The sequence below is a fragment of the Apilactobacillus waqarii genome, assembly GCF_019061205.1.
Taxonomy (GTDB): domain Bacteria; phylum Bacillota; class Bacilli; order Lactobacillales; family Lactobacillaceae; genus Apilactobacillus; species Apilactobacillus waqarii.
Map to the genome: position 1 here is coordinate 99,819 of NZ_JAHQYH010000001.1, position 11,865 is coordinate 111,683.

Below are 11,865 nucleotides of genomic sequence, written 5' to 3' on the forward strand. Positions count from 1 at the left end.
TTTTATCTATTTTGTTTTCCTGAATTACGTTTTCTCAAATCTTCGTGGGTATCATGTTCTTCAACCGTTTCGATTTGTTCAGGTTCATCGGATGAATCTTCTTCTTCTACATCGTGTAAAATGACTTTTTCATCGCTTTGAGCTTGAGCAGCTGCTTGTGCTGCAACTTCTTCTCTAATCTTTGGACGGTACATGTTAATGATTAATGTTTGTAAACAAGCAAACAAACCACTAATGAAGAAGTAAATACCTAATCCAGCAGGAGCACTGAATGTTACCAACACAATCATGATTGGTGTGAAGTATGCCATCATCTTCATTTGTTTCTTTTGATCTTCAGGAAGACCTAAAGTCATCAAGTATCCTTGAAGGACATATGCTAAGAATGACAATACAACCAATATTAGACTCTTATCACCAAGTTTTACACCTAAGAACATAGTGTGTGAAACTTCTGGTGAGAAACGAATTCCATTATATAAGGCAAGGTAAATTGGCATTTGAATGATTAATGGTAGACAACCAATACCACCGGCCATGCTAATGTTGTTATCCTTATATAGTTTCATCATTTCTTGTTGAATCTTCATTTGTTCTTCTTTAGAAGAAGCATTTTTTTGTCTTTCTTGAATTTCTTGCATCTTAGGCTTGATGAAACTCATCTTTTCTTGCATGATAGTAGACTTCTTAGTTTGACTAATCATTGCAGGAAGCAAGATCATTCTAACAATGATAGTTAAAATGATAATCGCCCAACCATATCCACCGAAGAATCTAGCGATAAAGTCTAGAATGTGTTGACCTGGTAGAGCAAGGTATTCATATGTAAGACCATATGGTTTACCGTTTGAATCCACACGTACACATCCTGATAAGACTAAAGCCATTACTCCAATCAAAGATAGGGCACTGAATCTCTTTAATTTTTTCATTACAAAAAACCTTTCCTGTAAATTTCATTTACAATAATACCAGAAAATTGGAATTATATCAGATAAAAACCCGAATTATTTTATTATAAACCCTTTATAGTGAATTTCATTGATATTAGTTATTTTCATATTATCTACTTGTCCATATGGTGTAGGTGAATCTTTAATTTCAGAAACGAATTCATCAACAATTGATTCTTCACCGTTAACGTGAATCAAGACGCTGCCATCTGTTAAGTTTTGGACAAAACCGTTTAAATTCATTCTATCGGCGACTTTCTTGGTGCTGTATCTAAACCCAACACCTTGAACTCTTCCTAAAATGATGATTTCAATATTTTTATTGGTCATATTGATTCCTCCTTACTAAACAATAGTAACATATATGTTTTATTCGATTATTATGCTAAAATAATAGGAAAGATAATTAATTTAAAGGGGTCATATCCAGTAATGGAAAAAATTGTTTCTGCAAAAAATGAACGAGTAAAAAAATGGTCAAAGTTAAAAACCAAAAAGGGGCGTTTAAATAGTAACCAATACATTTTGGAAAGTTGGCATTTAGTATCTGAAGCGATTAATGCTAACCAAAAAGTTGAAGTAGTATTAACTACAAATAAGCAATATGAATTACATCAAAATGAAATTGATGCTTTTGACGGTGAGGTAATTGAAATTACTGATGATGTTTCAAAGGCATTGGGTTCAACATCAACTCCACAAGGAATCTTTGGAATTGTTGAATTGCCAAAAGAAGATCATTTTGATTCACTAGATATGAATGGTTCATGGCTTTTATTAGACCAAATTCAAGATCCAGGTAACATTGGAACAATGGTTAGAACTGCAGATGCTGCCGGATTTGATGGTGTTATCTTTGGTGAAGGAACATCCAGTCAATTTAATCCAAAGGTTTTACGTTCAATGCAAGGTAGTCAATTTCATTTGAAGTTACTGGAAGGTGATTTACTTGATTGGATTGGCAAGTTTAAGGAAAATGATGTGCCAGTTTATGGAACAGAATTAAATCCTCAAGCAGTGAGTTATGATCAGATTGAAAAACAAGATGCTTTTGCCTTAGTAATGGGAAATGAAGGTAATGGTATGCAAGACAAAATACTTGACCAAACCACTAAAAATTTATATATTCCTATCAAAGGAAAAGCAGAATCACTTAATGTAGCGATTGCTGCTGGAATCGCAATGTTCCATCTAAAAAAATAAATTATTGAGTTAGGAGATAGTATATTGAAAGAAGATGCATGGCGAAATGATAAAGAATATGTTAGCTATGTTTCTGATTTACTAAACAGTCCAGAAGTCTTGAGACTAGATAACTATATCCAACATCATTCATCAACTCGTTTACAACATTGTATTCATGTTTCATATGAAAGTTATTTAATCGCTAAAAAATTCGGTTTAGATGCTAAAGCTACAGCACGTGGCGGGTTACTGCATGACCTATTTTTCTACGATTGGCGAGTAAGTAAGTTCCGCTTGGGTTCACATGCTTATATGCACCCTAGAGTGGCACTTAGAAATGCTGAAAAAATAACTAAGCTAGATGATAAGGAAAGAGATATTATCACTAAGCATATGTGGGGATTAACTTTAACAAAGCCTAAATATGCTGAAAGTGTGATTGTATCGCTTATCGATGATTACGATGCTATTCGAGAATATTTTGCGCCAAAATACCAAAATTTAAAAAACAAAATTAAAAATAGACACTATAAAAAGGAGGTTAGTTCATGGCAAAAGAAAGTCAAATGAGCACCACAATTGATTTTCATTTATGTCCTAAGTTTGAACAAACTTTTCAAATGCTAGGCAAGAAATGGAATGGTTTAATTATTGAAACACTATTGGTAAATGGACCACAACGTTTCAAATGTATCGCAAACGTAGTTTCTAAGTGCAGTGATCGTGTGTTAGTTGAAAGACTAAAGGAACTTGAAGAAGACGGTATCATTACTCGTAAAACTTTTTGCGATTCTTCATTAATTCAATATGAATTAACTGAAAAAGGAGAAGCATTGGGTCCAATCATGGAACAAATTCATGACTGGTCAGATCAATGGTGTGATATTAACGATTAGTCTTGACCGACTAATGTTTTTAAGATATTATTTAGTTAAATGTGTTGAAGAAAAATTAGTAGGCGACAAACAATACAGAAAGACTGCATTTGATGAGAGTAGTCACAAGTCAGCTGAATTCATTTTCTGAACTGATATTGGGAGTTACAATTAACGAAAAATAATCCGGTATTCCACCGTTATGGATTTTGAGTGTATGAATTGCGAACCGCAATTTATAAACTAGGGTGGTACCGCGAAGCTTCGTCCCTTTTGGGATGAGGCTTTTTTTGTTGAAATGAGAGGAGAATACTATGTCATTAAAAGATGATTTAACCAAGTTGCGTGATGATGGAATTGCTCAAATCAATCAAGCAACCGACGTTAACGAAATTACTAAAGAAATTAAAGTTAATTTACTTGGTAAAAAAGGTCCAATTACTCAGGCATTAAGAGGTATTAAGGACTTACCAGTTGAAAAAAGACCTGAAGTTGGTAGCTATGCCAACGAAATCAGAGATGAAATTCAAAATGCTTTGGATGCAAAGCTAACAGAATTAGAAAACAAGGCCTTAGAAGCACAACTAGTTGCTGAAAAGATTGATGTTACTCTTCCAAGTACTCCAGTGGCTAAGGGACATCCACATGTTATCCAATCAATCATTGATGAAATATGTGATATGTTCATCGGTATGGGTTACGAAGTTAAAAGTGGTCCAGAAGTAGAAGAAGACAAGTATAACTTTGAAATGATGAACCTACCAAAGGATCATCCAGCCAGAGATATGCAAGATACTTTTTACATTACTAAAGAAATCTTGATGAGAACTCAAACCTCTCCTATGCAAGCAAGAACTCTTGAAAAACACGACTTCAGTAAGGGTCCATTGAAGATGATTTCACCAGGTGTCGTATACAGACGTGATACTGATGATCCTACTCATTCACACCAATTCCACCAAGTAGAAGGAATCGTGATTGATAAGAACATTACAATGGGTGACTTAAAGGGAACTCTTGAATACCTACTACACCAATTATTTGGTAACAAGTACGATATTCGTTTGAGACCAAGTTACTTCCCATTCACTGAACCATCAGTTGAAGCAGATGTTACTTGTTTCAAGTGTGATGGTAAGGGTTGTGATGTATGTAAGCACTCAGGATGGATTGAAGTTCTAGGTGCCGGAATGGTACACCCAAACGTATTGAAGATGGCCGGTGTAGATGCTGACGTATATGGTGGTTTCGCATTTGGACTAGGTCCAGATCGTTTTGCAATGTTGAAATACGGTGTAGAAGATATTCGTGATTTCTACCTAAACGATGTTAGATTTTTATCGCAATTTAATTAAGGAGAGATACTAATGAAAATTTCATACAATTGGCTAAAGGAATACATTGACTTAGATATTCCTGCTGACGAATTAGCCGAAAAAATTGAACGTTCATCAGTCGAAGTTGACTCTGTTATCAAACCTAGCGATGGACTTAAAAAAATCGTTGTAGGTAAGATTGTGGAAATGGAAAACCATCCAGATTCAGATCACTTACACATTTGCCAAGTTGATGTTGGTGAAGACGAACCAGTTCAAATTGTCTGTGGAGCTCCTAATGCTCAAGTAGGCAAGAATGTTATTACAGCATTATCTGGTGCCAGAGTTGCTGATAACATGAAAATTAAAAAATCAAAGATGCGTGGAGTTCAATCCAATGGGATGCTTTGTGCACTAGATGAAATTGGTTACCCTAAAGATGTTGTGCCAAAGGAATGGGCCGATGGTATTTACTTCTTACCAGAAGATGCTACCTTGGGTGACGATGTTTACAAGTACCTTGGTATGGATGATGCACTAATTGATTTAGATGTAACTCCTAACCGTGGTGACATGCTAAGCATTTACGGTACTGTTCATGATTTAGCTGCTATCTACAACAAGCCAGCTAAGTTTGATTTAGATAAGGTTAGCGAAACTTCAGATAAATTAACATCTGATCAAATCCAAAGTGATGTTAATGAGGAAATCGCTTGGACATACCTAAATCGTGTTGTTAATGATGTTGAAGTAAAACCAAGTCCACTATGGATGCAAGTTAGACTTTGGAATGCTGGAATTAAACCAGTCAATAACATCGTTGATATTACAAACTACTCAATGCTTAAGTTTGGTCAACCAATGCATGCTTATGACTTAGATAAACTTTCAGACAATGTATCAGTTAGATACGCTAATGACGGTGAAAAGATTACTACTTTAGATGAAAACGAAGTGGAATTAGATTCAAACGATTTAGTAGTTGCTGATGACAACGGCCCAATCGCAATGGCTGGTGTAATTGGTGGTATGGACAGTTCAATTACTGCTGATACAAAGAACGTATTGTTCGAATGTGCTATCTTTGACCCAATTAAAGTTAGAAAAATGGCTAGAAAACACGTTATTCATACTGAAGCCTCACAACGCTTCGAACGTGGTGTGGATCCAATGGCTGTTGAAGATGTTTTATCTTCAGCTAGTGAAATGGCAAGAGAAATTGCCAACGGTTCAGTTACAAGTGATGTTTTAGTTGGTAGCAAGTACGATGCCAAGAAGGCTGTTATTGAAATCTCAGTTGCACGTATTAACCATGTCCTAGGTATGGAATTAAGTGCCGCTGATGTGACAGACATTTTTGAAAGACTTGGTTTTGAAGTTAAGGCTACTGGTGATAATTTAGTTGTTACAGTTCCAACTAGACGTGGTGACATCCATATCCAAGCTGACTTAATCGAAGAAGTTGCTAGAATTTACGGATACGATAACTTACCAAGTACCTTACCAACAACTACTATGACAACTGGTGGTTTAAATGCTGAACAACAATTAATCAGAGACAGTCGTCATATTCTAGAAGGTTTAGGTTTAACTCATGCCATCTCATATGCTTTAACTACTGAAGAAAAAGCTAAGATGTTCATGATGGGTGAATCAGCACAAACTGATTTAAGTTACCCAATGAGCAGTGATCATACTACATTAAGAATGAACCTAGTTTCAGGACTATTAGATGACATTGCTTACAACAAGGCTAGAAAAGTTGATAACGTTGCCTTATACGAACAAGGACGTGTTTTCCATAAGGAAAATGCAGATGTTGTTAAACCAGATGAAATTGAACATTTAGCTGGTGCAATGACTGGTTCACTAGTTGATAATTCATGGAATCAACCTGCTAAGAACGTTGATTTCTTCCAAATTAAGGGAATTGTTAACGAATACTTGGAAACAATTGGTCTAAACGGTGAAATTAGCTATGTTGCAAACGAATCTTACCCAGAAATGCACCCAGGTAGAACTGCTGATATTTTTGTTCACGGTCACTATGTTGGTTTTGTGGGACAAGTTCATCCAAAGATTGCAAAGCAATTTAAGATTAATGAAACTTATGTCTTTGACCTAAACCTACAAACAATCATTGATTTACCTAAGAAAGAACAAAGCTACGAATTAGTTTCAAAATATCCTTCAATCAAGCGTGATATCGCAATGTTAATCGATAAGGATGTTGAAAACGATTCAATCGTTAAGGTAATTGAAAAACGTGGTGGAGCATACTTAGTAGATGTTAAGTTGTTTGACTTATACGAAGGTGAACATGTTCCTGAAGACAAGAAGTCATTAGCATATTCATTAACATTCCAAAACAAGCATGATACTTTGGTTGATGATGATGTAAATAATGCAATGGACAAAGTGCAAAGAAATCTTGAAAAAGAATTCAATGTAGAAATACGTTAATTTTTAAATGGAGGAAATGGATTTGAATGAAGAAAAGAACTCCAATGATTTCGAAAAGAAGCACACTAATTTAGGCAAAAAGATTTCACTAAGTATTATCGCCATCTTAATAGTTTTGGGAATTTTTATATTTATTCTTGGACATCAATACGTTAAAGAATCACTAAAACCATTGAATCCTAAGGATAAAGAATTAATTCAAGTTCAAATCCCAATGGGTGCTTCCGATAAGAAAATTGGATCAATCTTACAAGAAAGTAAAATTGTCAAAAGTGGTTTAGTATTCGACTATTTTGTTAATAGTCATAACTATTCTGGTCTAAAGGCGGGTTATTATGAACTTTCACCCTCAATGAGTTTACAAAAGATTGCTGACAAGTTGAAAAAGGGTGGAACAGCTCAACCGCTACAAGGTAAATATGGTCGCTTGCTTGTTCGTGAAGGTGATAACATCGATGAAATTGCCCAATCAGTAGAACAAAGCAGTCAATATTCAAGTGCTGATTTCAAAAAGCTAATGAAGGATACTGATTTCTTGAACCAATTAAAGGAAAAATACCCTAAGCTTTTAAATTCAGCATTTAAGGCTAAGAATAGAAAGTATGTGTTAGAAGGATACCTATATCCAGCCACATACAATTCACAAAAGAACGTCACCTTGAAACAAATTGTTAACCAAATGGTTGCAAAGACTAATTATGAATTTAGTCCATATTTCAAGGAAATAAAGAAACAAAACCTAACAGTCGATGAAGCAATTACTTTGGCTTCATTTATTGAACACAATCATGTCGATAAAAAAGATCAAGAAAAGATTGCGGGAATATTATATAATCGTCTAAATAGTAATTTACCTCTTGAAGTGCAATCTTCTATTAGGTATGCTAATGGTAAAGTTTCTGGACAAAAACTTTCAAAGAAAGATTATGATGCTAATACTCCTTATAATTTATATAAGAATACTGGATTCCCACCTAGTGCAATTAATAACCCAACGGTTAAGTCACTAGATTCAATTTTGAATCCAAAGGATATGACTACTTTTTATTTAGCATATAGTGTTAATATGAATGATAAGAAGGTTAAGTATTATAATTCAGATAAAGATGTCGATGACTTAATCGGCAATGATAGTGTTATGAGATAAATCGGTTATGGAGAGATTATTATGGTAGAAAAGAAAAAGCGTCCCGTTGTTATTGGTGTTACTGGTGGTTCAGGTAGTGGTAAAACTACTGTTAGTCGTGCCATCTTTAACCAACTATTGGGTCATTCAATTATGATTTTGCAACAAGATTCTTACTACAAGGATCAATCACATAAGACAATGGCTGAAAGAGAAGAAACTAACTACGATCATCCATTAGCTTTTGATAGTGACTTATTACTAGAACATTTGAATAAGCTTCTAAACTATGAAGCAATTGAAAAACCGGTTTATGACTACACTAAATTAAATCGTAGTACTGAAACAGTTACTCAAGAACCACGTGATGTTATCATCCTAGAAGGAATCTTAATTCTAGACGACAAGCGTCTTAGAGATTTAATGGACATTAAGGTGTTCGTTGATACTGACGACGACATTCGTATTTTAAGAAGAATTCAAAGAGATACCAAGGAACGTGGCAGAACATTGGATGAAGTTATCCAACAATACTTGGAAACTGTTCGCCCAATGTACAACCAATTTGTTGAACCAAGTAAGCGTTATGCAGATATCATCGTTCCAGAAGGTGGTAAGAACCAAGTTGCGATTGATTTATTAACAACTAAGATTCAATCAATCTTGGTAAAACATGGTAACAACAAGGTATTTAATAATATTGATACAACAATCTAATTAATTTAAAGGAGAGTTTATAATGGCTAAAGATGAAAGCTACCCAATGACAGTCGAAGGTAAACAAAAACTTGAAGCTGAATTGGAAGATTTAAGATTAAATCAACGTCCACAAATCATTGAAAGAATCAAGATTGCCAGAAGTTATGGTGATTTATCAGAAAACTCTGAATATGAATCAGCTAAGAACGAACAAAGTATGTTAGAAAGCCGTATTACAACTGTAGAACACATGCTACAATACTCTGACGTTGTTGATAACGACGACGTTGAAAGTGATATGGTAAACGTTGGTAAGAAAGTTACTTTTAAAGAACTACCAGATGAAGACCCAGAAACTTACCAAATCGTTGGTGCTGCTGAAGCAGATCCATTGGAAGGTAAAATTTCAAACGATTCACCAATTGCTAAAGGTCTATTAGGTCACAAGGTTAACGATGAAGTAGTTATCGAAATCCCTGCCGGTGATATGAAAGTTAAGATTATTTCTGTTGAATAATTTTATAAAATAAAAAGGACTCGCTTAGACGAGTCCTTTTTTATTATCTTTTTTTCTTGTAGATATAAAATCCAATTACAAACATTAAGCTTAATACTGAAATTATTATTCCAGCATTTAATCCTGAAGGATAGAATGATAACTTGATCTTGTGTTTACCGACAGAAAGATTATCAAATCCAATGAATTCATCATTTATCACCTTGATAGGGTGTTTCTTACCATCAACAGTCAATGTCCATCCATTTGAGTATGGAATTGAGGTTGCAACGGCCTGACGCTTTGTAGATACGTTAATATCAGCAGAAACGGAATTACCGTTAAGTTTAATATTATTGTTTTGGTTCCTAATGGCCTTTGTTTCACTTAGGAATTTAGGTAGGTTTAAGGAAGCGATATTAAACTCGTTAGTGTATACTTTGCCATTTAATAGTTTAATGGTAATTTTGTTATCTTTATTGTTTGGCAAACTTACGACGAAAGTACTTTGAAATTCACTTGGTAGGTTTAATTCTTCGCCATTAACTTTAATGCTACATTTTTGTTGATTCATTGAAGCTGGCACAATCATGTATGGCACCATGTTATTTTGGTGCTTATATTTGATTACGACTTCGCCGTCTTTTAGTAGATTGTTTTTAGCAATCACTTGGTTGTTTAAACCGGTTAATGCATTAGTGTTTTCTGAAAGGATGGTGTAGTTCATGTTTTCAGAAAACACATTGCTATTATTACCAGTGACTTGTTTTACCATTGAGTTTTGGTATTTGATAGGATCTGATGCAATGATTTTCGAAAATACATTATCAGATGATGTGTAAACTAGTGGGAATGAATTGTTTGATTTAAATGTTTGGAAGATATCAATACTTTGAACATCGTTATTAACGATATCATAACGATTGCTGCTCTTTTGAATCATCGGATATGTCTTATTGTAGTTAATTGTATTAATGAAGTACTTAAATGAAAGTAATGAGTCAGTTACGATGGTACCGTTCGAATAATCAATTGATCCGGTGGTATATGCGTTACCAATCTTTTGATTGAAATCAGGTGTTGATTTTCTGAGCGTTGATGAGAATGTCGAACCACCGTAAAAGTTTGATTCAATCGGATCATCTCTAGTTCGATAGAAGTCCTTACCAATACGGTAGAAACTATCATCCTTTTGTTTAATATCATTCACGTGACGATTTAATGTTGCTGTGTACTTCATATAATCATCATTTGATACATAACTAATGGCGTTTAAGGAGTTAAAAGCATTCATTCCCGTATCACCAATTGCAATAACCACCAAGCAAAGTAGGTAGTACTTATTGTTCTTGTTTGATACATGAATGACGATAAAACTAATGGCCACGAATGCTAATGAAATTAAGTACTTGGTTAGTGATAAGAAGTTAAAGTTATTGATATTTAGTGCTGTATAAATCAAACCGGCAACTAAAATAACGCCTGATATAATAATTTTTTTGACGTTAATATGTCCAGCTTGCTTATCTAAACCAATTGCAGCGATATATATAATCCAAAAACAAAAGATAAATGAAAAACGGTAAGGATACCAAATTGGGAATTGCATTGCATGCCATAGTAAATCTAACGGTTCAAAAAACATCGAAACAATTAGAATAATTGTCATGGCAAGTGCGGTGATTTTTTGTTTTAACTGAATTTGTTTATTGCAGAAGAATATTATGAAACCAATTATGGTGATTGCACCAACAAAGATGTTAGGGTAACCACTTGGCATTTGAGAAAAGTTGAAGCTACCATCGAAAAGTTTACTTATCATTTTTAATGGGTTGTATTCAACTTTCCACTTAAAGGTTGATAGGGTATATGCACCTTTACCATTTTTAAGTTCGATTAGGTTTGGTAAAAAGATGAATGCAGATAGTAGTAACGATACGAAGTAACTAGCGCCAACAGAGATTAATCGACCAAGACGCATCTTTAATGAATGATCATCATTTATTAACTTTCCAATTACATAGATAACTGAAAAAATCGTAATCATATATGCAATGTAGTAGTTAATGACTAACATTGCGGTATAACTAATAATAAATAAGCTATATTTGTTGTTTTTAAAGATTCTATCAATACCCATAACAATAATTGGTAGGAGGATAACACCATCCAACCACATTACATTTAATTGGTTAGCAATCATCCAGCCGTTTAGAGCATAGGCAATTGCCATTGATAAAATAATTAGATTTTTTTTGATACCTTTATGTTTTAGAAAAATGCTGAAAGTTAATCCTGATAAACCGTATTTAAATAGCGTTATCAAAAGAATTGCGAAGTTAATAAACTTCGCAGGGATGATTAACAAAATGATATTAAGCGGACTTAATAGATAATATCCCCAAATTCCAATCATTTCTCCACCATATCCGTTTGAAAATGAGTATAATATGCTATGTAGGTCTAAATATAGAATTGTTCGACGGAAATATGCGAATAAATCTACATATTGTTGACCTAGGTCTACAGTCAAAATGCTACTATTTCCAAATGGAAACATATTGCGGTAAGCAAAATAACATGACATAATAATAAATGGAATAAAAAAGCTTAATAAGTATAAGCGGTGTTTTTTTATGATTTTTTTAATTGAATTAATCATAGTTAATACTTCCTATGTATTTTGATTATTACTTATAAAGTAACCAACTATAGTATACAATAAACCAGACTAAATGACTGATTAACATAT

At 33.9% G+C, this 11,865-nt stretch carries 11 protein-coding genes and 1 other annotated feature; of the genes, 8 read left to right on the forward strand and 3 right to left on the reverse strand.

All coding sequences use genetic code 11. From position 1 onward, the window contains the following. Nucleotides 1-2: 2 nt before the first annotated feature. Together yidC and KTJ72_RS00450 are read right to left on the reverse strand one after the other, a co-directional pair. Complete coding sequence (yidC, locus tag KTJ72_RS00445) at nt 3-932, reverse strand: membrane protein insertase YidC (RefSeq protein ID WP_034530833.1); 930 nt, start codon at nt 930-932, stop codon at nt 3-5. Nucleotides 933-1,007: 75 nt separating this feature from the next. Then, nucleotides 1,008-1,283 (reverse strand): acylphosphatase, encoded by a 276-nt coding sequence (locus tag KTJ72_RS00450; protein ID WP_094750349.1) that lies wholly within the window; start codon nt 1,281-1,283, stop codon nt 1,008-1,010. A gap of 102 nt (nt 1,284-1,385) precedes the next feature. Between KTJ72_RS00450 and KTJ72_RS00455 the strand changes: the two genes are divergently transcribed. The 8 genes from KTJ72_RS00455 to greA all read left to right on the forward strand — a co-directional run bounded on the left by KTJ72_RS00455 (nt 1,386) and on the right by greA (nt 9,134). Further along, nucleotides 1,386-2,156 (forward strand): TrmH family RNA methyltransferase, encoded by a 771-nt coding sequence (locus tag KTJ72_RS00455; RefSeq protein ID WP_217303874.1) that lies wholly within the window; start codon nt 1,386-1,388, stop codon nt 2,154-2,156. A gap of 24 nt (nt 2,157-2,180) precedes the next feature. Continuing rightward, a complete protein-coding gene (locus KTJ72_RS00460) occupies nt 2,181-2,708 on the forward strand; it encodes an HD domain-containing protein (RefSeq protein ID WP_057197878.1) in 528 nt (175 codons plus the stop codon). Continuing rightward, nucleotides 2,687-3,034 carry a winged helix-turn-helix transcriptional regulator gene (locus tag KTJ72_RS00465; RefSeq protein ID WP_034530839.1) on the forward strand — a complete coding sequence of 116 codons (348 nt, stop codon included), beginning with the start codon at nt 2,687-2,689 and terminating at the stop codon, nt 3,032-3,034. Before KTJ72_RS00460 ends, KTJ72_RS00465 begins: the two co-directional genes overlap by 22 nt. Before the next feature lie 35 nt (nt 3,035-3,069). Next, nucleotides 3,070-3,288, forward strand: a binding site (T-box leader). A gap of 39 nt (nt 3,289-3,327) precedes the next feature. Next, complete coding sequence (pheS, locus tag KTJ72_RS00470) at nt 3,328-4,368, forward strand: phenylalanine--tRNA ligase subunit alpha (protein ID WP_034530841.1); 1,041 nt, start codon at nt 3,328-3,330, stop codon at nt 4,366-4,368. 12 nt (nt 4,369-4,380) lie between these two features. Next, nucleotides 4,381-6,792, forward strand: coding sequence for a phenylalanine--tRNA ligase subunit beta (gene pheT, locus KTJ72_RS00475; RefSeq protein WP_217303875.1), 2,412 nt, complete (start codon nt 4,381-4,383; stop codon nt 6,790-6,792). Nucleotides 6,793-6,814: 22 nt separating this feature from the next. After that, complete coding sequence (mltG, locus tag KTJ72_RS00480; RefSeq protein WP_051961009.1) at nt 6,815-7,939, forward strand: endolytic transglycosylase MltG; 1,125 nt, start codon at nt 6,815-6,817, stop codon at nt 7,937-7,939. A gap of 21 nt (nt 7,940-7,960) precedes the next feature. Next, nucleotides 7,961-8,635 carry a uridine kinase gene (gene udk / locus KTJ72_RS00485; protein ID WP_034530846.1) on the forward strand — a complete coding sequence of 225 codons (675 nt, stop codon included), beginning with the start codon at nt 7,961-7,963 and terminating at the stop codon, nt 8,633-8,635. A 22-nt stretch (nt 8,636-8,657) separates the two neighbouring features. Continuing rightward, the gene (gene greA, locus KTJ72_RS00490) at nt 8,658-9,134 is read left to right on the forward strand and encodes a transcription elongation factor GreA (protein ID WP_217303876.1); all 477 of its coding nucleotides are present in this window, start codon (nt 8,658-8,660) and stop codon (nt 9,132-9,134) included. 43 nt (nt 9,135-9,177) lie between these two features. Here the strand turns inward: greA and KTJ72_RS00495 are convergent, their stop codons facing one another. Then, on the reverse strand, nt 9,178-11,775 hold the full coding sequence (locus KTJ72_RS00495; protein WP_283249158.1) for a YfhO family protein: 2,598 nt from the start codon (nt 11,773-11,775) through the stop codon (nt 9,178-9,180). Between the last annotated feature and the right edge of the window lie 90 nt (nt 11,776-11,865).

Coding starts and splice junctions, on each gene's coding strand:
- yidC (WP_034530833.1), bottom strand. CDS start 932: ATGAAAAAATTAAAGAGATTCAGTGCCCTATCTTTGATTGGAGTAATG.
- KTJ72_RS00450 (WP_094750349.1), bottom strand. CDS start 1,283: ATGACCAATAAAAATATTGAAATCATCATTTTAGGAAGAGTTCAAGGT.
- KTJ72_RS00455 (WP_217303874.1), top strand. CDS start 1,386: ATGGAAAAAATTGTTTCTGCAAAAAATGAACGAGTAAAAAAATGGTCA.
- KTJ72_RS00465 (WP_034530839.1), top strand. CDS start 2,687: ATGGCAAAAGAAAGTCAAATGAGCACCACAATTGATTTTCATTTATGT.
- pheS (WP_034530841.1), top strand. CDS start 3,328: ATGTCATTAAAAGATGATTTAACCAAGTTGCGTGATGATGGAATTGCT.
- pheT (WP_217303875.1), top strand. CDS start 4,381: ATGAAAATTTCATACAATTGGCTAAAGGAATACATTGACTTAGATATT.
- udk (WP_034530846.1), top strand. CDS start 7,961: ATGGTAGAAAAGAAAAAGCGTCCCGTTGTTATTGGTGTTACTGGTGGT.
- greA (WP_217303876.1), top strand. CDS start 8,658: ATGGCTAAAGATGAAAGCTACCCAATGACAGTCGAAGGTAAACAAAAA.
- KTJ72_RS00495 (WP_283249158.1), bottom strand. CDS start 11,775: ATGATTAATTCAATTAAAAAAATCATAAAAAAACACCGCTTATACTTA.